Origin of the sequence: Phragmitibacter flavus, from assembly GCF_005780165.1 — a bacterium.
In the GTDB taxonomy this organism is placed as follows: Bacteria; Verrucomicrobiota; Verrucomicrobiia; order Verrucomicrobiales; family Verrucomicrobiaceae; genus Phragmitibacter; species Phragmitibacter flavus.
In genome coordinates this window covers 1-22,981 of sequence record NZ_VAUV01000021.1, presented here as the reverse complement: position 1 = coordinate 22,981, position 22,981 = coordinate 1, and the positions used below count along the sequence as shown (strand labels likewise).

15 protein-coding genes are annotated in these 22,981 nt (G+C 58.5%); 7 read left to right on the top strand and 8 right to left on the bottom strand.

The genetic code is table 11. The features are described 5' to 3' along the window. Positions 1 to 46: 46 nt before the first annotated feature. From FEM03_RS21530 to FEM03_RS21495, 8 genes are all read right to left on the bottom strand, one after another. On the bottom strand, positions 47 to 892 hold the full coding sequence (locus tag FEM03_RS21530; protein ID WP_138088382.1) for a hypothetical protein: 846 nt from the start codon (positions 890 to 892) through the stop codon (positions 47 to 49). 47 nt (positions 893 to 939) lie between these two features. Beyond that, positions 940 to 1,839 (bottom strand): hypothetical protein, encoded by a 900-nt coding sequence (locus FEM03_RS21525; protein ID WP_138088381.1) that lies wholly within the window; start codon positions 1,837 to 1,839, stop codon positions 940 to 942. Between the two features lie 259 nt (positions 1,840 to 2,098). Continuing rightward, positions 2,099 to 5,083, bottom strand: coding sequence for a beta strand repeat-containing protein (locus FEM03_RS21520; RefSeq protein WP_138088380.1), 2,985 nt, complete (start codon positions 5,081 to 5,083; stop codon positions 2,099 to 2,101). Positions 5,084 to 5,432: 349 nt separating this feature from the next. Then, positions 5,433 to 6,269, bottom strand: coding sequence for a hypothetical protein (locus tag FEM03_RS21515; RefSeq protein ID WP_138088379.1), 837 nt, complete (start codon positions 6,267 to 6,269; stop codon positions 5,433 to 5,435). Then, positions 6,266 to 10,564: a hypothetical protein gene (locus FEM03_RS21510; protein ID WP_138088378.1), complete on the bottom strand. Its 4,299-nt coding sequence runs from the start codon at positions 10,562 to 10,564 to the stop codon at positions 6,266 to 6,268. The genes FEM03_RS21515 and FEM03_RS21510 overlap by 4 nt, the downstream gene beginning before the upstream one ends. A 33-nt stretch (positions 10,565 to 10,597) precedes the next feature. After that, the gene (locus tag FEM03_RS21505) at positions 10,598 to 11,524 is read right to left on the bottom strand and encodes a PulJ/GspJ family protein (RefSeq protein ID WP_166443053.1); all 927 of its coding nucleotides are present in this window, start codon (positions 11,522 to 11,524) and stop codon (positions 10,598 to 10,600) included. A gap of 5 nt (positions 11,525 to 11,529) precedes the next feature. Continuing rightward, positions 11,530 to 12,042, bottom strand: coding sequence for a hypothetical protein (locus FEM03_RS24565; RefSeq protein ID WP_166443051.1), 513 nt, complete (start codon positions 12,040 to 12,042; stop codon positions 11,530 to 11,532). Next, positions 12,039 to 12,806, bottom strand: coding sequence for a pilus assembly FimT family protein (locus FEM03_RS21495; protein WP_138088375.1), 768 nt, complete (start codon positions 12,804 to 12,806; stop codon positions 12,039 to 12,041). The genes FEM03_RS24565 and FEM03_RS21495 overlap by 4 nt, the downstream gene beginning before the upstream one ends. Positions 12,807 to 12,938: 132 nt before the next feature. Here FEM03_RS21495 and FEM03_RS21490 point away from each other — a divergent pair, with 132 nt between their 5' ends. The 7 genes from FEM03_RS21490 to FEM03_RS21460 all read left to right on the top strand — a co-directional run bounded on the left by FEM03_RS21490 (position 12,939) and on the right by FEM03_RS21460 (position 22,837). Then, entirely contained in the window at positions 12,939 to 15,902 is a 2,964-nt protein-coding gene (locus FEM03_RS21490; RefSeq protein WP_166443052.1) for a sensor histidine kinase, read from the top strand. Further along, the gene (locus FEM03_RS21485; RefSeq protein WP_138088373.1) at positions 15,899 to 16,546 is read left to right on the top strand and encodes a response regulator; all 648 of its coding nucleotides are present in this window, start codon (positions 15,899 to 15,901) and stop codon (positions 16,544 to 16,546) included. The genes FEM03_RS21490 and FEM03_RS21485 overlap by 4 nt, the downstream gene beginning before the upstream one ends. 90 nt (positions 16,547 to 16,636) lie before the next feature. Further along, positions 16,637 to 19,546, top strand: a complete 2,910-nt coding sequence (locus FEM03_RS21480; protein ID WP_138088372.1) for a PVC-type heme-binding CxxCH protein — start codon at positions 16,637 to 16,639, stop codon at positions 19,544 to 19,546. A gap of 345 nt (positions 19,547 to 19,891) precedes the next feature. Then, on the top strand, positions 19,892 to 20,500 hold the full coding sequence (locus tag FEM03_RS21475) for a non-canonical purine NTP pyrophosphatase (protein ID WP_138088371.1): 609 nt from the start codon (positions 19,892 to 19,894) through the stop codon (positions 20,498 to 20,500). Next, complete coding sequence (locus FEM03_RS21470) at positions 20,497 to 21,267, top strand: phosphodiester glycosidase family protein (RefSeq protein WP_138088370.1); 771 nt, start codon at positions 20,497 to 20,499, stop codon at positions 21,265 to 21,267. Before FEM03_RS21475 ends, FEM03_RS21470 begins: the two co-directional genes overlap by 4 nt. A gap of 42 nt (positions 21,268 to 21,309) precedes the next feature. Next, positions 21,310 to 21,663 carry a DUF4870 domain-containing protein gene (locus FEM03_RS21465; protein WP_138088369.1) on the top strand — a complete coding sequence of 118 codons (354 nt, stop codon included), beginning with the start codon at positions 21,310 to 21,312 and terminating at the stop codon, positions 21,661 to 21,663. Positions 21,664 to 21,745: 82 nt separating this feature from the next. Then, positions 21,746 to 22,837 (top strand): M42 family metallopeptidase, encoded by a 1,092-nt coding sequence (locus tag FEM03_RS21460; RefSeq protein WP_138088368.1) that lies wholly within the window; start codon positions 21,746 to 21,748, stop codon positions 22,835 to 22,837. The last annotated feature ends 144 nt before the right edge of the window (positions 22,838 to 22,981 follow it).

Genomic DNA, 22,981 nt, shown 5'->3' with positions numbered 1-22,981 from the left:
AGCAGCCAGGGAGGGTGGAGAAGTCGAACTATGGAGGCGCTTGCCATCATGATTCCACGTCACGGGCGGCTGACAGATTGCGGATGTTCGAGATCTCGGCGAACGCGCGTTCGCGGAGCGTCGGTTCGGGAAAGGCTGCCGCCCACTGGAGGGCGGCTTTGGAGTCTTTGAGCGCCCATTGGTGGAGCACGGCCATGACGGCTTCTTTCTGCAGGTTTCCTGGCTCCAAGCCGGAAACGAGTTGCGCCGCCGCCGCCGGATCCGATTTGGAAAGCACGAAGGAAGCTCTCGCCAACAGGCGGTCCCGCCATTCGCCCGGCGCTTGTTCGAGCACCCATTCGAGGGCGGTTGCGACTTCTTTCTCGCACCACTGCATGGTCAAATACTCGAGCAATCCGCCGTCATCGTGTTCGTCCAAACCAGGAGCGAGCGCCAGCGCGATGGCCTTGCTCGGGTTTTTCTCCGCCACAGCCAGACAAACGGTGGAGCAGATGGAACGTCGGACGGCTGGATCCTTCAACGCCGCAATCCAACTCACCAGCGCCGCCTCGTTCCGCTCAGCCCAGCTGGAAAGCAGATCACGGAGGAGGTCTTCACGTTCGCTCCCTTTGTCCAGCGCGAACGCCCGGGCCAGCGCCCGTGGATAATTGACCGATTGCGCTTGGTGATTCAGTTGTTCATCCGGCACGGCCCTTGGTGTTTCTGCGATGCGGGAAACCACCGCTGCGGCGCGCCCTGAAGCGTCGCGTGCATTCAACACATCCATCTGGACAAACGCAATGACGGTCGCCGCACCAAGGCCACCAGCCAAAGCCACCATCGGCGCGAAAGCAGGCCTCGAAAAAAGCTGTTTGCAGATGTCGTAGCAGATCAACCGAAAGAGATTCTTCATAAGTGGGTAAAGCCAAGTTTTGAAGTGCGCCATCAGCGAAACGGCCACTACTTGCCAACGATGGCAATGCCGCTGGGGAACTGTTGTTGCTCGTCGAGAATCTTCAGCAGGCTGGGGTAAGTGGCGGCGGTTGCCAGTGTCGTTCCGTCATGTTCAACGACACTCAATGAACCGACATAATCCAGTTCGCTCACCATCCGTTCATTTTTGTTCAGGCGCTCATGGTCGTCCATCATTTGCTTGCATTGTCCCCGGCTTGGCGTGGACAGGATCAACTGCCTCGTTTCATTTCCGCGCAACTTCAGCTGCCGGGTATGGCGCTTCATGACATAAGTATCATTGCTCTTCCAAAGCCTGCCGATCATGTAGCAATGCAGCGTCACTTCGGAGGGAATATCTGAAGCGTTTCCAAGGTCCACCCTGGTCTGCCAAGCATCGCCATTCTTCCTGGCGGGGGTCGCCTGGGTGAGCATGCGAATTCTGACGCGCGGTTGCTGATTCGCCAACTCGCCCGCCGCTTCCATGTCACGCTGCCAGGCTTCGGCATGGAGCCCCACCGTATCCATCCTTCTCGCCTCCTGAGCGATACTTTCCAAGCCGGCGAGAGTGGCTGCATCACGATGGCTCACCGCCTCATCCGCCTTGCGGGCGCGGCTGGGTTCGATGAGCCGGTAGTTGGCGATTTCTGCGGCAAACTGCGGCGCCTGCGAGGCCGGCACCACCTGCTCAAAAACCACCGATTTGCCATAGTCTTCACCTTTGATGATTCGACCGGTGAAAGCATGATCAGAATTGAAAGACCCCATGGCGCGCGCCTGCCGCCAGGCTGCACTCAATGCCATGACCGATGCGGTTTTGCGCATTGGCCCGATGTCTTTTCGTTCATTGTAAGCCCGGCGCAGAATTTCCTCGGCCCCCAATGGTGAACGTTGCTCCGCCAGCTCCATGAATGATAGGATGGCTTTGAACCGATTCGGCACTTCCTGCGCCTGCCCCTGAGATAGCGGACTCAACAACGAGGCAAGCACATTCGCCGCATCTTTGGGCAGCTTGGGTGCCGCCTTTGCAATTTCTGCGAAAGCACTTAGATAGGCTGCGATGAAAAACAAAAATAACCGGTTCATGATAGGCAGTTCAAATTAACTCTGGGCAATGAATCAAACTTTGGTCTGACAGACAATTCATGGCGTTGCTTGTCGGCAACACTCAACGTTTGCGGCGCAGTCCAAGCAGACAAAGCCCGGCCATCATCAGCAACACACGGGATGGTTCAGGGACCAGGGATGCCCTAATGTAAAAACCACTGTCGTCAGTGAAGGAACTAAGCACGTAGTTGTCGATGATACCGGAGTAGACCAGGTCCATCGATGCGCCCAAATCGGTAATGCCGGTCCAGTCGATGAGTTTCCAGATTTGTTCTTCAGGCAGCCATGAACTGGTATCTGCGGCCGAGAGTTGAATGACGCCAAGGATATCTATTGCAGCGGCAGTGGTGAAGTCGAGATAGTCGTTGTTGAAGTTATACGCGGCAGGGGCAGCACCGGCGGTGCCAGCGCCCATGAGATCAAACTGGAAAGTGGTGTCGGCGGTGCTGGTGATGGTGCCGCCCGTGCCAAGTTCCAAGGTTTCTGCGAGGCCGCCTGCACCGTGGGTGTTGCCAACCGCGAGAAAACTCCCGGCACCAAGCGTGATGTTGGCCGTGCGGCCGCCACTAATGCTACCGGTTCCGCCCAACGTGGCTCCAGAAGTTACGCTGACACTTCCGGTGCCCGTGGCCGAGCCGGTGGTGTTATTGGCCAACAGGCGACCTTGGGTGATGATGGTGCCCCCGGTGTAGGTGTTTGCAGCGGTGAGGGTGGTGGTGCCGGTGCCGATGTAGGTCATGCCGCCACCTGCGTTTTCGCTGAGGGTGGCGGAGGTGGTGCTGGCGGAAGTGGTGTTTTTTCCGCCGCCGGAGAGGGTCACGGTGAGGGTGTCGCCTGCGGTGTAATCAGAGCCGGGGTTGGTGATGATGAAGCCGGTGAGGTTGCCGCTGGCATCGACGGTGGCATTGGCGGTGGCAGCGGTGCCGGTGCCGCCGGTGATGGTGACGAGGGGCGCGGTGGTGTAGCCGGTGGTGGCCAGTCCGGTGGTATCCAGCGCATTGATGCCGAAACCGGTCGGGGCAAGCAGGGCTTGGGCGATGGTGATGGCCTGCCCGTTGTTATCAATGGTGCCGCCTTCAGCATAGACGTGGGCGCTGGTGAGTCCGGACATGAAGTTCGCGGCTGCGCCTGTCCTGGCCTGCAAGGTGCCGCCGTGAAAGTTGAGCCTGCCGGTGCCGTTGCCGGTGTGGGAAACCATGGTGGTGCTGATGGTGCCGCCACCTGCGCCGACGGCACCGAGGTTGACGATGCCTGCCGCACCGTTGTTCTTGCCGATGACGAGGCCGGAGTTTCCGTTGGAGGTGTTGCCGCCCAGATTGGCCTGTCCAGTGCCGGAAATGTTGAACTCTGCCCTGCCGTTTTCGCCGACCCACAAGCCGGCGCTCGTTCCCGTATGGGTGTTGTTGAAGGTTCCTCCAGTGAGGTTCAGCACACCGGTGGTGCCTCCGCTGGCACCAAAAGTGGCACCCCAGTTGCCGTTTGTGCCAACGGAGACGGACCCGCCGCTGACATTCCAGATGCCCACTCCGTTCGTGGCGATGCCGCCGACAATGAATCCTCCGACCGTGACCGTGCCACCCGTGATGTTGGCGGTGCCAAAACCGCCGCGGCCAACGTGTATTTCTCTTGCGGGGCCAGTGACTCCGCCGGTGGTCACATCGGATCCAGCTCCCACGTTGAAAATGCCTGCACCACCATTGACATTGCCCACGATAATGGATGCGTTTCCAGCATTGTTCGCCCCCACCAGGATGCTGCCTCCATCCACCGTCATAGTCGCCGTGGTGCCTGTTGCGGCATTCACCACGATGCTGCCGGTGCTGCTGCTGGCAGTGATCGAGCCGGTGGCACTGAGATTGAGGTTGCCAAGGCGCACGGTGGTGACACCGCTATGGGTGTTTGCCCCGGTGAGAGTGAGCGTTCCCACACCGCCCTTGTTTAAGCCCATGCCGCCTGCAGCACCGTTTTGTAGTATGCCGGTGAAGGTGTTGTCCACGGCGTTGTTGATGAACAGCCAGCGTTCCACGCCTCCACCATTCTCGATGATGCCTCCGCCAGTCAGGCCGGTGGCGATGAAGTCATTCGTGAGTGGGCCGGTGGCTCCGGTATTGAAGCGCAGGGTGCTGCCGGTGGCGACATCCAGTGTGCCGCCGATGGTGCTGGCAGCGCTGGTGGTGACGGCCAATACGCCTGGGCCGGCGACATTCAATCCGGTGCTGGCGCTGGTGATGCGACCCACGCCGAGCGTGCCCGCGCTGACCGTCACGGTGCGTGAACCAGCGCCGGTGAGGGTGACGACGCCACCGTTGAAATTCAAATTGTTGCTGCCAATGAAAGTAACATCACCGGCCCAGGTCTGCGCCTTCGCCGTGGTGGTGGTGATGGCCGCGCCGCTGGTATTGTTGATGGTGCCGCCATTGATGATCAGTGCTCCCGCAGTGGTATTGCCCAGCGCGGCGGCGTGGTCGAGGTTCAAGGTGCCCGCGTTGAGGGTGGTGTCGCCGGTGTTGGTGTTAAGGCCACTGAGTGTCAGTGCGCCGACGCCATCTTTGGTGAAGCCGCCTGCGCCGCTCACGGCTCCCGCGATGGTGAGGAGGCTGGCAGCACTGTGGTTGGCGATGGTGGCGGATGCGCCGCCGAGGGCGACATTGGCATTGATCAACTGACTGTTGGTAACGGCGGCATTGTTGGTGATCGCACCAGTGTTGGATAGTGTAAGCGTCTGGCTGCCCACTGCGCCTGCGCCGATGGTGTAAGCGGCGGCGGTGGTGTCGTAAGTGATGTTAAGGATGGAGGCGCCGCCTCCCAGGTCAAGGATGGTGAAACTGTTGCCATCGTTGTTAAAGATGGCGGTGTCCGTGTTGTCTGGGAAAACGGCCGGATCCCAGTTATTTCCATTATTCCAGAGGGCATCCTGATTGCCTTGCCAAGTGAAATCAGCAGCTGTTATTGTGCTGAGAGAGCTGGCGGCGGTGAAGCCGAGTGTTAGCAGGGTTTTGCGCCACAAGCAGCGGGTATGTTTGATGGAGGAAGCTGGATTTTTCATGGCCTTGGTGAAGTATTATTTTCACTCCATATTATCAGATCTCATGAGGCTAACCATTGAACGGATGTTCTAGTTGGAGTGCTCTGGAAGGTCCATTTTATGGGGCTTCGGACGGGGGTTGTGGGCAATCAGACATCGGTTGACGTGGGATCGAATTCATCAATGGTTTGAACGGACCGCGAAGTTTTGCTTCGCCATGTTTGGATGGCGGTTTGGCCACCTGACCTGATGACCTGATGATGCGAAGGGTGACGGCTCTTGGTGTTGCAGTGCAGGGCAGTGCATGAGTTTGCCAATCCGTTTGCCCTGTTGTTGTTCGGATATTCATTTTCGAACACCAATGTGGCGCTCAGATTGGCGGGCGGCCGACGTTAAGGCTCTTTTGGTGGTCAGCGGCCCCCTTGAGCACATCCTGCACCTCGGATGGGAGGCTCAATCGATCGACGTTGGGCTGGAACTGGTAGGTGCGCGTCATAGGCCCCTCAGGCAGTTCATATTGGAGCATGACGGGCAAACGGGTTTCCAGATCAATGTAAGCGGCGACCTGCACATGGTAGTCTTCCATGCGGAAGGGTTTTGCCTCAGGCAGCGGAGGATCGCCGGGACGAACCTCCTCGTTTTTCATCGTTTCCATGACGGAAACCTGCTGTTCCGCTGACGTTTTTAATAGATCGATTTCCTGGGGGTCGAGACAAATCGTCTTACCGCTAAAGGTGAGGCACTTCCTTCCGCCGACTTCTTTGATGCCAGTGTAGTTGCCCGGCGCGATCCAGTCGAACCCGGCAAAGTCCGCCTTTTGATAATCCGTCGCGTTGAACGAAGTGCCGACCGAAGAAATGGTCATCCAGGGTTTGCCAGCGGCCGACATCAGGGCCTGACCGCCGATGCGCCAGATGTCGACTTTATCGCCTCCAGCATAGACGGTTTGTTCATGGATCAACTGGTTGTTTTTGGTCACAGAGGTTGTTTTCGGGCGTGTGGTGCCGTCGTCATTCCGCGGTGTGGAGCCCGCTTGCGCTTCGGCGGGTTTCGCGCCGTCGAGAGGTTTTGTGGTGATGACCCATTGGGAAAACTGCGGAGCCCGGTTTAGCAGCGGTCCCTGGGGCAGGGTGGCGGGATCCTGGGCGCGCGCGTGAAGCGCAAGCGCAAGGGTGAAGAGGAGTGGAAGGAGAGTGCGCGGGTTCATTCTTTTACAACTTCGATTTGTTTGTCGATGATTTCACCAGTGAGCCGATCAATCGCCACATGGACCCAGTAACGTTGTTCGCCTTCGGCGCGAAACTGATTCAAACTGGTGGCGGACTTGGGATAGCGGCCAGACTGGGCGATGACGTCGATCATCAAGTTCCAAGTTCTCGTTTGTCCGGCGGCCGCCAGGGCACGAATGGGTGCCTCGCGGAAGCGATGGATGTAGCTGAGGGTCTCCCGGGTGCCGCTATTGTTGGTGTTGGTGCTGAATGCCTCAGAACTCATGTAGGCGGAGTAGATGTCGGTGGGCGGATCAGTCTGTCGGGGACGTTGGTCGGTGTTGTTCCATCCCGCATCGCTGAAGCCGCTGTAGGAGTGCTTGCCATCGTAAAAGCCGTTTGCGGTGGATAGGGGCACCTTGGACACGCCTTTGACGGAAGGATGCGTGATTCCTGTTTTATCGCCAAGTTTACCGACAAGCTCGCTGAGATTGCGCAGCGGTCCCATGCCGCTGGCAGTGCTGCTGGTGCGGGCGACGAGAGCCTGGGACACAAGCCCGGCGGTGTGTTCCGCGTCGATGCGTGAGGTTGCAAAGCCATTGGATGCCAGAGCAGGGTCGAGATAGGCCTCGGTCAGCACCGCCTTCAGGACGGGAATCTGGCGGGTGTTGAGATTGATCTTGCCAGCGACGAGGCCGTCGTTGTTCTCCGATTCGCTGATGCAGAACACGTCCAGCAGCGCGACACCGCCGCTTTCCGCGTTTGAGAAATCAATGTTGCGCCAGGGTGTGTCCGTGAAGACGTAGCCCAGTTCTCCCACGTTGCGGAAAGGCCGGTTGAGGAAATAGGGCCGACTCTGTGCCTGACTGGTGGCTTGAGTCGCGACGTTGTGCTCGGTGATGGTAGGATTGGGGTTGGGCGGCCGGTAGGTGCTGGAATCCCAGCCGAAAGCTCTGGCCATGGGCAGGCCCACGGTGGTGTTGGCGGAAGGGTATTTATTGCCCCAGCCCTCATAACCCGGTGAGGTTGAGTTGCCTTCGGCGACAAATCCGCCCATCGCGCGTCTCACCATCCCATCAGGGTCCGCGAAATAGTGGGGTGCATGGGCGTCATTTCCCTGTCCGGCACCGAAGTAAGCCGAGGGGACGTAGTGGGCGCTGGTGTTGTTCTGGCTGAGCAGTCCCGGAGCGATGCCGGGAAAGGATTTGCCGTCGGCAGAAATCCATGCCATCCAGCCGCTGTTTTCGTTGGCACTCGTGGCGTGATCCAACCAGCATTTCATGAATCCAAAACCTGCGTGCGCGTCAGGCCGGATGGTGTAGAGGGTGGCGCTGGCCGGGTTGAGCCATCCGGCTGCGTGGGGGCTGCTGCCGCCATAATGCGAAATCGCCAATTCGGGGCCGGGGATTGGCAGCGGTATGACGATGCTTCCCACCGGGGTGTAATTACCCGCCCAAGAAGCCGTTCCATTCCAGAATAGTCCGAAGCGGCTGCTGCGCGGGTCTGTCGCAGTGGCCCAGTGGCCCTCGCCTTGGCCGCCCCCCCTGAAGCCGCAAATCAAGCTGGGAGTGCCAACTCCGAATTGACACCGGTCAAACATGACTTTGCCATATTTTGTGTCATACGTAATCCAGTCTCCAGGGCTGAAGGGATTTTCATATTGCACCCGATACGTCATGTAGCATCCCCTGGTGGTGGGAAGGGGATGGTTGACGCTGCCCCAGAAAACGCCGTCTCTGGCTGCGGAGTAAGCCGTGGTGCTCTCGTCGCTGCCCTTGGTCCAGGCGAGTGGGACGGTGCCAAGACAGAAACCCAGATAGGCCGTGCCTGCGGGATCTTGTGTCTGGCCGGGTTGATTCATGTTCAGCGCGTTGGCAAAGTAATTGGGCAGGCCGCTGATTGCGGTTCCCGGGGAGACGCGCAAATCTCTAAGCACATTGTCCGTATTGATCAGGTGCCCATCGCCGAGGGAAATTTGCACGCTGTTGCCGTTGGGATCGGTGATGGTGCGAGGGCGAACCAGCATGGCGGGCTCGGGAAAGAGCGGCAGTCCGCCGGACTGCACCAAGAACTCAATCGCGGTAGTGTCAGCGGTGAGTGCGCGGCTGATTTGCGCGCCGGTGCGGGTCGAGTCGGCATACCAGTCCCTTTGTGGAGAGTTGTTCCCCGCGTCGAAAGACCAATTGCCCCCTGAGTTGGCATACACACAATAGGGAGTGCGCGTGCTTGAGTCCAGTAGATCGGGCGTGGTGCTGTCCGCGACGACACGGAAGCGCGTCGGTCCAATCCCGCCGGTGGAACTGGCGGGGTCGTGGGGATTCCAAACGACGGGAAGCATCATCAGGGCACCCACGCCGGGGTCGATGATTTTGGTTCCGGAGGGGTAAGTGGCACCGGGTCCCATGCTATTGGGCAGGGGGTTGGGAGCGCGCACCTGGAGCACGCCGGTCATGAGATTTTGCAGATAGGGCAAGTTGGTCACACCCGCGATTTTGCGGGGCATCGAAGCATGTCCGCTTCCATCGTTGAAGATAATGATGGGCGGGTAGTTCGAGGGTTGGAACTGGCTGATGATGTTGGCTCCGATCTGGATAATCTGGAGGTCAACGGAGTTTTCTGCATAGTGGTTGTAGCTGTATGGCTCAATGGAGCCGCCACCGCTGGGAAGCAGTGCTTTGCCCAGCGAACCGACGTGCATGGCGGCTTTGAGCAGTTCGAAGAAATCGGGTTCGCGGGCGGGGGAGAGCTGGGCAATGTCGCCGAGCTTCTTGATCGCACCGGAGGAGCCGTTGTGGACGTCGTATTGCCAGCAATGATCGGTGTTATCCCAGGTCAGCCCGAAGTATTTTCTGATGTTTTCGGCGGTGCCCTCTTCGAGCAATTCTTCGCTAATTCCATGTTGTTTGAGCAAGCCGATGTCGGCGTCATCACCCGTGGTGGTGGTCGTGGAGGTATTGCGTGTGGCGCTGGGCCCTTGATAGGTGAGCCAGGCGAGGCGGTTGAGGGCGAAGCGTCTTTTCACCAGGGGTTCGCCGGACTTGGCGGTTTCTCCGTTGTTGCGGGTAAAAGTGCTACCGACTCTGGTGGTGAGGAAGCTGGGGTTGATCAAATCATCGGCATTCAATCCCGCCGCGCTATTCCCGCCCTTGGCTGCAGCCAGGACTTTGGGCCGGTTGGGATCGGGGGCGAAGGAGGGTTGGTCGAGTGTGCGGCTGAAGGTGCCGAAGTATTGCAGGGCGTTGGGGCTGATGTCCAATGAGCCAAAAAGCCGGATCAACTGCTGGCGGCTGAGCAGGGCCTGGTCGGTGAGGGGCGGAACGGCATCTTCGGGGGCGATGGTTTTGAGGAAGCCGGTCTGGTTCTCCAAAACAAAGTGTTTGTGCCAGTATTTGGCACGGGCGGCATCAAAGGTGAAGGCACCGAAGCCGCCGATGGGCTGGGAGGAGGCGTAGTTGCGCCAGCCGACAAACTGGTTGATCTGGGCCTGGGAAAGGAAGGTGGTTTTTGTTTTATCGATGGGAATTCGAGTTAGATCGGCGAGGGCGAGGTTGTTTTTGCGGCTTTTGACGTCGGTAAGGAGCCCTTCAGGATAACCGGCGGCGTTGAGGTCGAGAAGGCCGCCCTCGTCGTAGATGGCGTAGGCGTAACGGCCGATGACGTAGTTGCTGTTGTCTTTGTCGGCGTTGTTGAGGGCGGTGGGGCCGCTGCCGAGGTTGGTGTGGACGGCGGGGCCGTTACGGGTGAGCAGGACCCAGTCAGGGGCGATGAATCCGGTGTCAGCATCGGGAGTGGTGTCGGTGTTGGTGGCGGCATCGAAGCGGGGGATGAGGTAGTGGCGGTTCCAACGGGCAGGGGTGATGGTGCGGCCGTCGATGGAGGCGTCTTCGCTGCTGTTGATGGCGGAGGCTCGGCTGGGAACTACAAGGGTGTCGTCGCGCACGCTGCGGCGGATGAGGTTGGGGATGGTGTCATCGGCAGGCAGGCCGCTGCGTTGGGCCATGGCGTCGGCCGGGGTTTGGGGGAGATAGAGGGTTGATGAGGCGTCTTCGGGGCCGACGGTAACGAGGTTGGAGCCGTTGTGGATTTCTTGTTTGAGGTCGGTAATGATGTAGTCGAGGGCGCTCCGGGCGAGGATGTCGGAACGGGTTTGATGGGAGTAGTTGGTGGCGACTTTTTCGTTGTTCACGGAGCGGGCAAGGAAGGCGACGACGAGTCCGGTGAGGAGGACGACGAAGGCGAGCACGATGACGAGGGCCATGCCTTGCTTGGATGGGGATGGTGTGCAGATTTTCATGGATGGAAGGTGTGGGTGCATGCGTGAGGGAAATCAGGGGGCTTCGTCAAGATGGTAGGTGCGCTGGTAGATGCGCACTTGGGAGGCGGCGGAACGGGGGAGGTCGAGGTCGTTGTTGTCGATCTGGGTTTGCCAGAGGGGAAGAGGTGGTGAGCTGAGGGTGGTGCCGGCGACGTTGGGAAGTTTGGCGGAGGCGGCGGTGAGCTGGCTGGCGTTGAGGGTGGAACGGCTGGCCGGGTCGAGCACGGCGATGGCGACGATGATGGCGGCGACGTCGCGCAGGCCGTTGATGGTGGTGTTGGGGGCAAGCCAGGGGGTGTCGGAAAGGGTGCCGTTTTTCATGAGGTAGCAGAACTCGAGGCGGAAGACATTTTCGCCGATGACCTGGTAGTCGGGGTCGCTGGCGCTGCCGGTGGTGGTGATGCTGCTGCCGCCGCCGCCATTGATGGTGTAGCTGTTGAGGAGGACTTCGCCGGGGGTGGCACCGATGCCGTAGATCATGGGTTTGTTTTGGGCGGAGATGCCGGTGGCGCCGGGGGTGCTGGTGTTGACGCCGTTCCAAATGAGGGCTTTGCTGAGGCGTTCGAGTTTTTGGTTTTCGATGCGGTAACCGATGAGCGACGCGGTGCCTTTGGGGGTTTCGCTTTCGATGCCGTCGGGGTAGTAGCCGGTGGACTCGCTGAAGAAGGCGAGCTGGTCATCGCCGCTGGTCTTTTGCAGGTAGTAATCGATGTCCGGACGTTTGACCATGCGGGCGATGTCGATGCCGATACGGTCGAGGACGAGGCGGGCTTCGCTGTCGGCATCGATGCGCTGGTTGCCGCGACCGGTGACGCTGAGGGTGTCGTTAAGGAGCTGCGACATAAGGAGGACGAGCATGCCGAGAATGGCCATGACGATGAGCAGCTCAATCAGGGTGAAGGCGCGGCGATGAGTGGATGCGGGCCGGTGGTGATTCATGGGGATCAGTGGCGGTCGAGTGCGATCATGGTTTCGAGTGAGCCGATGGCTTTTTGATAGGTGGCGTTGGCGGGCCAGGTGATGAGGGCGCGAACGGTGGTGGGGGCGCGGTCGGTGGCGGGTGCGACAACCCATAGGTTGAGCTGGTAACGGGCAAGCGACAGCTCGGAGGTGGGCTGGAGGTCGTCGCCGATGTGGAGGGTTTGTTGGGTGGGTTCGGTGCTGCCGGTGGGTTTGGCAGGAAGGTCGATTTCAAAGAGGTTGGAGCGGTGGGTTTCGGCTTCGGTGCTGGCGCTGGTGCTGGTGCTGCCGGGGGTGCTGCGCAGGTCGGCGGCGAGGACGGTGAGGAGGTTGGCGGCGCTGGTTTGCTCGGTGGAGGATTGGTTGCAGTTGAGTCCGACGGGCAGGAGGCCGAAGATGGCGGACATGCTGACGGCGGCAACACCGAGGGCGAGGACGGTTTCGACGAGTGTGAAGGCTTTTTTTCGACTGGATATGGAGAACGAATTTGGTTTCATGGCTGGGATGGTTGGGGACGGTGGAGACTGGGTTGACCGCCGATGCCGGAGAGCTGGACGGCGACGAGGTTTTTGCTGGTGGTGTCGGTGATGTTGCCTTTGGTGGGTCGGAGGCCGAACTCGATGCAGCGCACGGGTGAGCTGGCGATTTTGCTGGCGTCTCCGAGGGGGCTGAACTGGATGAGTTTGGCAAAGGTGTAGCTGGCGGTAGCCGGGTCGGTGTGGTGGGGCGGGGTGATGGTGATGGGGCTGGTGAAGGTGTCTTCGGCGACTTGATGGATGGCGGCGGGAACGGTGTCGCGCTGGATGTCGCTGCTGCTGAGGGTGACAAGGTCGGTGTGTTCGAGTTGGATGAGTTCGCCGATCTGTTTCAGGCGGGTGGGGTCGAGCGGGCCGGGGCTTGGGGTGCCGTCGGCGTAGATTTTTGAGCCGTCGGTAGAGGCGAAGATGCCGAGGATGATGCGACCGATGCCTGGGGTTCCGGGGGCGTCGGCGTTTTCCTCGAAGATGCCGACCCAGGTGTAGGTGTTGTTGGCGGTGGCGTAGGAGCGGGCTTGGTCGAGGGTGTCAGTGAGGGTGTAGGCGTTGCGGGTGACGGTGTTGGCACCGTTGATGGAGGTGATGATGGGGGCGGAGAGCGCGACGAGGATGCTGATGATGACGACGACGGTAAGGACTTCAATGAGGGTGAAGGCGGAGCGGGACCGGGAAAGGGCTGGCCTGGATTTTGTGGATGGCCGTTGACGCTGTATGGGCAATGTCATTCACCAAGGCTACCAGCACGGGAATTAATCCACCATCGAACGAATGTTCTATAGTCGTTCGGGGGTGGCTCCGCTCAAATGGCTTGCGTTGGCCCATGGATGTTGGGCACAATGATTTTGCTGCTCGAGTTCATGAGATATTTTTGGCATTCGTGTTTGGTCGGGATGGGGCTGGTCGGGCTGGTTTGCCAGACGACGATGACGAGTTTGCATGCCGTGGAGGCGGCGTGGATTCACCACGCGTGGCAGACGGATGACGGGTTGCCCAACAATGACGTGGTGTGCCTGTCGCAGGCGGCGGATGGGGCGATGATGTTTGCCACACGCGGAGGGCTGGCGCGACTGGACGGGCTGCGGCTTGGGATGATTGATCTGGCCCCGCATGGAACTTCAGGGCTGGCGGTGGCGGGGGGTTTTACGACGCGGGATGGGTGTCTTTGGGTGATCGTGAACAAGGTGCTGGTGCGATTCAAAAAGGGGGAGCAGGATCTGGCGTTGCCGCTTGGTGACCTCCGGTTTGATGCGAGGGTGGTGGCGATGGTGGAGGACGCGGAAGGGGTGCTGTGGATTGGTTATGAGAACGGGCCGATTTTTCGCGTGGTGAACGAGCGGCTGGAGCAGGCACCGGTGGAGGAAGGGATGGGGTTGAGCTTTGCGTCGTCGCTGACAATGGACAACCAGGGCGAGATGTGGGCGGCGGGCCATAAGTCGCTGGCGAAATGGCGCAACGGGAGGTTTGAGCGGGTGCTGGAGATTCCGGGGGATCGTCCGGTGATCTGTGCGGCGAAGCAGGGAGGTTTGTGGATGGGGATTGGCGAGAAGCTGTTTGCGTATTCGACCCGCGATGGGCTGGTGGAGCTGGCGGATCTGACGGGTTATTCGCCGGGAACGCGGGCCTCGTCATTGTATGAGGACAGGACGGGGCGTTTGTGGTTTGGAACGTTTGGGTATGGCCTGCACTGCTGGGAGGACGGGGATTTTAGACGGGTGAATCTGCCCAACCAGGATGTGTGGTGGCTGAGTGAGGATCGCGAGGGCAATGTGTGGGTGGGCACGGGTGGCGGCGGGGCTTGCCGGCTGCGTCAGCGGGTGTTGTCGATGCTGAATGAGCCGGATGCACCGGTGCAGCAGACGGCCCGGGCGTTTTGTGAAGATCAGCGCGGCGATGTGTGGGTGGCGTTGCAGACGGGGGAACTTTTTTTGCGACGGGATCGACGTTGGAAACATCTTATCGCCGGGTTGCACTGGCCGGGCAAGCTGGCCACCAGCGTGACGGTGGGTCGCAATGGGGATGTGTGGATTGCGACCAGTGAACAGAGTTTGGTGCGCTGGAATGGTGAGGTGTTTGAGACTCATGGGCTGCCTAAAAAGGAGTCTCCGACGCGCATCCGCGCGATGAGTGTAGCACGTGATGGCAAGCTTTGGTTTGGGCGTGGGGATGCCGTGGTCTGTGGCCTGCCCGGACAGTGGACCACTTATGTGATCGATAACGGAGGCGTCGAGGTGCAGGCGATTGGCCATGACCAGTCTGACCGTGTCTGGGCGGCGACTCAAAATGGCGGACTCTACCGGCTGGAGAAAGGGCGGATGGTGTTCCAACGTTTTGCGGAGATGAAAGGGGCGGGGCCGGTGCGGGTGTTTTTGACGACGCGTGATGGCGCGATGTGGATGGGCACGGCGAGGGGTGGACTGGCACGTTTGAAGGATGGCAAGGTGGCAATGGTCAACGCTTCGCATGGATTGTGGAGCAACGCGGTTTCACAGCTGGTGTTGGATCAGCAAGGACGCTTGTGGGGCGCGGGTGACCGGGGCATTTTTGCGGTTTCGCTGTCATCGCTGAACGCGGTGGCGGATGGCCGTGCGGTGAAGGTTCACGCGTCGGCCTACGGTCGCAATGAAGGGGTGCCAAGCATCCAGGCGAACAATGGTTACCAGCCCAATGCGATGGCGATGGCCAGTGGCCGGCTGTGGTTTGCCTCGCGAAGTGGCATCGTGATGGCGGACCCGACGTTGCCGGGCACGAATTTGATTCCGCCGCCGGTGAGCATCGAAGGGCTGCGCGTGAATGGTCGTGAGGTGCCGGTGCAGCTGTCAGTGGCTCTCCAACCTGGAGTGAACACCTTGCGGGCCGATCTCGCGGCGATGAGTTATGTGGCACCGCAAAGTGTGACGGTCTGGTATCGGATGGACGGGGTGGATGACGACTGGATCGACAGTGGCGCGACGCGCACGGCCACTTATGGAAGTCTGCGCCCGGGTCACTATCAGTTAAGAGCGCGTGCCACCAACAACGATGGTTTGTCCAGTCGCCGGGACGCCACCTTGTCCTTGCAAGTATTGCCATTTTTCTGGCAGACGTTGTGGTTCCAACTCGGTTTGGGTGGTTTGTTTTTTCTGGTCACTGCGGTGACCGCCTATCGCTATTCAAAGCTGAGAACACGTCGCCAAACCGAAGCCTTCAAACGTGAAGCAGACATTCAACGTGAACGGGCACGAATCGCCCGTGACATGCATGATCAGATAGGTGCCAGCCTCACACAAATTGCACTGCTGGCGGAACTGGCGGACCACGAACAGTCAGCGGGCCAGGCTCCCAAAGAGCAACTGCGGCAGCTGGCGGAGACATCCCGGGAAGCCGTCACTCATCTTGATGAAATTGTTTGGGCCGTGAATCCACGCCACGACAACCTCAGCAGCCTGCTGGAATATGTGGGACAGAAAGCCGTGCAAATGTTTGATGCAGCCGGCATCCGTTGCCGGCTTGAACTTCCGGACAATGTGGCTGAACGACCGCTCAATGCCGACTTCCGTCATCATTATTTCCTGATGATTCAAGAGGCCCAAAACAATGCGGCAAAACATTCCGGTGCCAGCGAGATCACGTTGAGTGTGCAACCCAAACCCCACCATTTGCTGTCGGTTTTAAGCGACAATGGGCGGGGTTTTGACGACCACTCGATCGCCTTAGACTCCCTTGGCAACGGTCTGAAAAATCTCACCGCCCGCGCGGCTGCCTTGAAGGGAAACTGTGAAATTGTCAGCATACCGGGCACCGGCACCACCATCACCATCACGCTTCCCTGGCCAAAATCATGAACGCTTCCACCGCTTCCACCTCCGTCAAAGTTTCCATTGTTGAGGATGACCGCGTCACCCGAGAAACTTTGGAGAAACTCATCAACCGCGAACCTGGCCTCACCTGCATTGCCACCTATCCCAGCGCCGAACAGGCCATTATCGAAGTGCCCAAGCTGCCGCCCGATGTATTGCTGGCCGACATCAACCTCACCGGACGAAGCGGCATCGAGTGCGTCGCCGCGCTCAAGACCGCGATGCCGGGCCTGCACGTTTTGATGCTCACCACTTATGATGACACGGAGAACATTTTTGATTCTCTACGCGCGGGTGCCAGCGGCTACATGCTGAAACGCGCACGCCCGGCGGACATTCTCGCTGCGGTGAAGGAAGTCCACCGGGGTGGTTCACCGATGTCGATGCACATTGCCCGCAAGGTGGTTTCCTATTTTCACCCTGGTCGCACGATGGCACCCGAACTGCAAACCCTCACGGCTCGCGAGAATGAGATTCTTGGCCAGCTTTCAAAGGGATTGCAATACAAGGAAATTGCGGATCAACTCAACATCAGCACCAGCACGGTGCGTGCTCATCTGCATGCCATCTACGGCAAACTGCATGTGCAATCCCGCACCGAAGCGGTGGTGAAATTTCTCGGCAAGTAGCAGCCAAATGTCTGATTTCCTACAAAAGTCGTCTTAACCATCGCTGCCAATAGGGCGTTCTATACCATGCACTTCACCCGGTAACTTTGTATGATTCACTCGCTTCGCCTTTCTATTTTTGCGGTTATTACGCATTTTTCAATCTTCGCCACCGCGTCCGAAAATCCGCCCGATCATTTGCGGGTGTTGTGGTTTGACCCTTCACGCAGTCAGGCGAGTAAAGACAGTGTCCTCCATCAGGCCATGGCCGAACTCGGAAGGGACGCCATTTATTTTGACTACACGGCAGATGCCGGCGCGTTGACGGAAGCTTATGTGAAACACTTTCCTGTCGTCATGATGGCGGCTTCCGACAAGGTCCCTGCGACTTTGTCCGGCAAGAAATTGATCACCACCGAGCCCGGCACGACGGTGGCTCAAATTCGTGAAGAGGTGCTCAGCGCTGCCAACAAAGATCAGTGGCTCAAATTTCTCGGCAGCCGGGAACCTGAGGTGCGTGAACCACATCCCCAGGTGGCCAACTATGAGAAGAGGCCGGAAGCGATCACCTTTCAACATCCGTTTAAGGCCAAAGGTTCCATCGAACGCACGCAAGTGCCTGCGGACATGCGGCTGGAACTTTTTGCCAGCGATCCCGACATTGGCAAACCGATTGCCATGGCATGGGATGAGCGCGGACGTTGCTGGGTGGCGGAAACTTTTGACTATCCGCATGGGGTTAAACCCGACGGGCAGGGCAATGACCGCATCACGATTTGCGAAGATACCAATGGCGATGGCCGGGCGGACAAGTTCACGGTTTTTGCGGAAGGTTTGAATATTCCCACCGGCCTCGTGTTGAGCCATGGCGGCGTCATTGTTTCTCAACCTCCGCGCTTCCTTTTTTTGAAGGACACCAATGGCGATGACAAGGCGGATGTCCGCAAGGAGATCATGACGGGCTGGGGAATCGGCGACACCCACGCCCAGGCGAACAATTTGCACTATGGCTACGACAACTGGATTCATGGTTGCGTGGGTTATTCAAATTTTGACGGCACGGTGAATGGCAAGGCGATGAAGTTCGGCATGGGCACTTATCGGTTCAAGGCGGATGGCAGTGAGATGGAGTTTTTGCACCAGTTTACCAACAACGCATGGGCGCAGAGCTTCAACGCGGTCGGCGATTCATTTGGCGGAACGGCCAATGGTGCGCCCATTTTTTACGGTGGCATTCCAGCCAACACCTTTCCGAAAGCAGGTCGCTTCATGTCGGCGAAGAAGATCAATGCCGTGGATGTGGTGCATACCGTGACGCCGAATTTCCGGCAGGTTGATGTGTTCGGTGGTTTTACCTCGGCTGCGGGAAGTGCCTTTATTGAATCGGCCAATCTGCCCGCGCGACTCCAGGGAAGAGCGATGATTTGTGAGCCCACCATGAAGGTCATCACGCTGATGGATGCGCAGCCCGACGGCGCAGGCTACAAGGCTTTGGACGATTTTAACGTGCTGGCAAGCAGTGACGAATGGACTTCACCGGTGTATGCGGAAGTTGGCCCCGATGGTGCGATTTGGGTGGCGGATTTCCAGAATTTTATTATTCAACACAACCCCACCCCCAGTGTGGCGCGCGGTGGATTTGATGCGAAGACCGGAGTGGGTGGTGCTCATGAAAATGATCTGCGTGATCATCGTCGTGGCCGCATCTACCGCATCGTTTGGGATCAGGCGAAGCCGGAGAAAAAGTCGCTGCAACAAGCCACCACGGCGCAACTGGTCGACGCGTTGGCAGACGACACCCAACACTGGAGACTCACGGCCCAACGTTTGCTGGTCGAAGGAAAAAAGGTGGATGCAGCAGATGCTTTGAAGGCCATCATCACGACGGCGGCAAATCCCATTCAGGCGATCCATGCCCTGTGGACTTTGCAGGGTCTTGGCTTGCTGGATGCGGAGACTTCCAAATCCGCATTGCTGGCCAAGGATGCCGCGCTGCGCCGCAATGCCATTCGTTCTCTTGGAAGTGATGCAGATGCCGCCAACAGCTACTTCAGCAGCGGAGTGATGAGCGATCCTGATCCACAAACACGGCTCGCGGCCTTGATCAAACTGGCGAATTTTCCTACCACCCCGGAAATCCAACAAGCCATCAAAAACCTGAGCCGGGACGAATCGTTGAAGAAGGACGAATGGCTCAATGAGGCGATCACCCAACTGGGCCGGCATCATGACGCAGTGCCCTGGAAAGAAGGACCCAACCTGCTGCCCAATCCTGGTTTTGACAAGCTGGCAGCGAACGGCCTGCCCGAAGGTTGGACACGCCGCGATTACGACTACAGCAAACCTCCGGGCAACGCCACGGCGGAATGGAGCATCGTCAAAGAGAATGGCCAGTTTCACGCGGCATCGCCTGGGTTTCGCTGCATCACGCGAGATTCTGCCGACACCAGCTTCTTCGCTGATGTGGCGCTCAAACCCAACACCCAATACCGGCTCAGCGGCTGGATCAAAACTCATGCGTTTCGTGGCAGGGCTAGCCTCAACATTCATGGCACCAAAATCCAGACAGAAACCATTGTCGCCAAAGGTGACTGGCGTGAGGTGGAAGTGATCTTCAACAGCGGTGAACTCACCAAGGCCAGTGTCAATTTGCTGCATGTGGCGAAAGGCGACACCTATTTTGACGATGTCAAATTGAGCGAACTGGTGCTTGAGGACGCCGATGATCAGGTGCTGGTGGGGGATGCCAAAAACGGGGAAAAATTGTTTCTCACCCATCCTGTCGCCGCCTGCCTGAACTGCCACATGCTGGGCGGAAAAGGCAGCCCGGTCGGACCGGCATTGGATGGAATCGCTGGTCGCAAGGATGAAGCCTACCTTCTGCAAAGCCTGCTGGAACCGAATGCGGTGATGGCGGAAAATTACACCGCCACACCGATCTCGCCCATGCCGCCGATGAACCTGATTCTTAAAAACCAGGAAATCGCCGATCTGATGGCCTTTCTCATGACGCTCAAATAGGCTCTCCAGTTTCATTGCCAGAAGGCTTAATCAAGCGCAGTTGATGCCGGAATCCATTTCTTCTGCGCGTAGCGCTGTGGACTGCTGCGGCCTGCCGCAGCTTTTCCAAAACCGGCCTGCCGGTTTGTGCCTGCCACGGCAAAAGCCGCCATGTTGTCTCCCTCCGCAGCGCAGCAGGCTACGCTCCCTACAGCGGCGGCAGGCCGCAGCAGTCCAGGACGACTGCGTCGCAGGCCGGAGGATGCTTTCGATGATAATTCATAATTAGGTATTCTGGCCGAATGAAACGTTGGGCAAACAAATGCTGCTTGGCGCATGGCTGCTTCGTGCTACCAATAGGCCATTGTGAAGCAACTGCTCGTCGCCACCGGAAATTCTCATAAGACCGAAGAAATTCGCGCCATGCTCGGTGCTGGCTGGGAGGTAACGGATCTCACCAGCCATCCCCATCTTCCCTCGCCCGACGAGACAGGATCGACGTTTGCGGAGAACGCCGCCATCAAGGCGCTTTCGGCGAGCGTTTTGCTGCCGGGTGTGCTGGTGCTTTCGGATGACTCCGGTCTTGAAGTCGATGTTCTCGATGGTGAACCCGGCGTGCATTCTGCGCGTTATTCAGGAGCGAGTGCGACCGACGCCAGCAACCGCCGAAAGCTTATCAAGGAACTCACCGCCCGGATCTCCAGTGGCAAACAAGCACCGTTCACCGGTCGCTTCCGCTGTTGCATGGTGCTCGCGTTGGACGGCGTGGTGAAAGGCGTTTTCGACGGTGCGGTGGAAGGAAGTTTATTGCGCGAAGAAGAGGGTGTCGGTGGTTTTGGATATGACGCTCTGTTTGTGCCGGAAGGTTACGAACACAGCTTCGGGGTTCTGCCTGCCGCGACCAAAAATCAATTGAGCCACCGGGCACGCGCGCTGGCAAAAGTCATCCAGTGGCTGGAGGCACAGCCGACGTGAAACTGTTGCTATTCTGCATGGTATTGTGCAGCACCGAACTCTTGGCGCAACCCGCTTGGAGAGTTGCCTCGCAGAGCCCCGCCGTCGACCTCGGTCACGGAGCAGTTCAGGTGGAGAAAAAAATTGAAGGTCCGGTCGATGCGGAATTGACGCTGATTTTCTTTGATTCCAAACGCTGCACCCTGCGCGTGGTGGATCAACCTTCAGCATCAGCTGCGGTGGATCTCGGAAAGATGGCGGGCTCCATCAGCGGTGCCCTTGCAGCTTGTAATGGCGGTTATTTCACCCCGGAATTTGCTCCATTGGGATTGAGCATAACCGCGTCAAAGCGGGCGGGGAAATTTCAACGCAGTTCGCTGCTCGGCGGATTGGTTCAAGTCCGGCGGGGTCGGCCGATGCTGCTGTGGCGCGATGAATTTTCCGATGTATTGGGCATCACGGATCTGGTGCAGGCGGGTCCCCGACTGGTGAACGGCGGTCTCGCGGTAAAGGGCCTCGAAGCGGTGCGCAGTCGTCCGCGAACCTTCATCATGACGGACAACGATGGCAAATGGGCCATTGGCACCTGTCGTTATGTAACTTTGCGGCAGCTGTCTGATCTGCTCTCGATCAAGGGCATCATCACGGAGCTGGAAGTGGATCGCGCGCTTAACCTTGATGGCGGTCGTTCCACCGCGCTGTGGTGGAAAGAGTCGTCCGGTAAGGTGCGTTATCGTCGCGAGTTCACCCACGTCCGCAATTTTTTGGTGGTGGTTCCCCGCCCATGAGGAGTAAACTGCCTTCAGAAAATTCAGCCCATCCTGCCGACCATGGACCAGCCCACTCCACCCCTTCCCAACAGCAATTCCAATGAACAAATATGGGTGGTCCTCAGCCACCTGTCTTTGGTAATCGGAGTGGGTTTCATTTTGCCACTGGTGATCTATCTCGTCAAAAAACAAGAAGCACCATTCACCGCTGAACACGCCAAGGAGGCGCTCAACTTCCATATCAGCTTCTTCATCTATGCGATTGGATGCTTGGTGCTGAGCCTGTTTCTGATCGGCATTCCGATGTTCATCGTGCTGTGTGTGGGCGCGCTGGTGCTCTCCATCATCGCCGCCGTCAAGTCGGCCGATGGCGTGATGTATCGGTATCCGCTGACGATCCGGCTGATTGCTTGAGGTCAGATCGTCGATACAAATGCACTAGGCACCGTGTCTGAAGCATGGCAGTATCTCGTATCCCATCTATTCATCAATTCCCATGGCTCAGACCTCTCTTGATTCCCCATCCAAATCGTTTCTCATCGAATACCTCAGCGCCCCCAGCCCGACCGGATTTGAAGTCCGCGGCCAGCGCATCTGGGCATCCTATCTTCGCAAGTTTTCTGATCGCGTCGAAAGCGATGCGTATGGCACAGCATGGGCGACGCTCGAAGGCAGTGGCAAAAAGCCTCGTCGGGTGATGCTTGAATCCCATGCGGATGAAATCGGATTTATCGTCAACATGATCACCAAGGACGGTTTTCTTCATCTGGACCGGATCGGCGGTTCCGATGTGGCCACGGCGCGCGGTCGTCGTCTGGAAATTCTCGGAGACAAGGGCGTGGTGCGCGGCATCATTGGCAACACGGCCATCCACATTCGCGAGCGCGACAACGAAAAGGTGCCTAAGGTGAACGAGCTTTATGTCGACATCGGTGCCAGCAGCGACAAGGAGGTCGCCAAGGCGGGCATCCGTGTCGGTCATCCGGCGGTGTATGCGTATGACGCGGAGTTCATGGGCGACAAACTTCTGCTCGGCCGCGCTCTCGACAACCGCATCGGCGGTTTCATCATTGCGCAGGTGATCAAAAAACTGCATGCGAAAAAGAAACGCCAAAACTGCACCGTGATCGCGGTGAATGCGGTTCAGGAAGAAATCGGTGGCAACGGGGCGAAGATGATCGCCCAACGTCTGCTGCCTGATCTGGCCGTTGTGCTCGATGTCACCCATGCGACTGACACTCCTGGCATCGACAAGAGCAAACATGGTGATGTTAAACTTGGCGGCGGCCCGAGCATCACGCACGGGACTTGCAATCATCCGCTCGTCGTCGCACGGCTGATGGAGGTGGCGGAGAAGGCGAAGATCTCCTTGCAACATGAGGCCTCGTCACGTTACAGCGGCACGGACACCGATAGCATCTTTAATGTGGGTTCGGGAATTCCCAGCGCCTTGATCAGTTTGCCGCTGCGATACATGCATTCGGTCGTAGAGATGGCGAACTTGCAGGATGTGGAAAAAATCATCACGGTGCTGACCGACTTCGTTGAGAGCATTGGCGATGGCGATGACTTCATGCTGAAGATTTGACCGTGACACAGGCTTGGAGCCCATAAGCATATACCTAACGCGCCATGCATCGCTTGACTCTTGCCAACTGGCGCGGTCGGCGGGGTCTGCGCTCGCTTAGTTCTTCCAACCACAGGTGTGGGGCGTTCATCATATGAACCAACC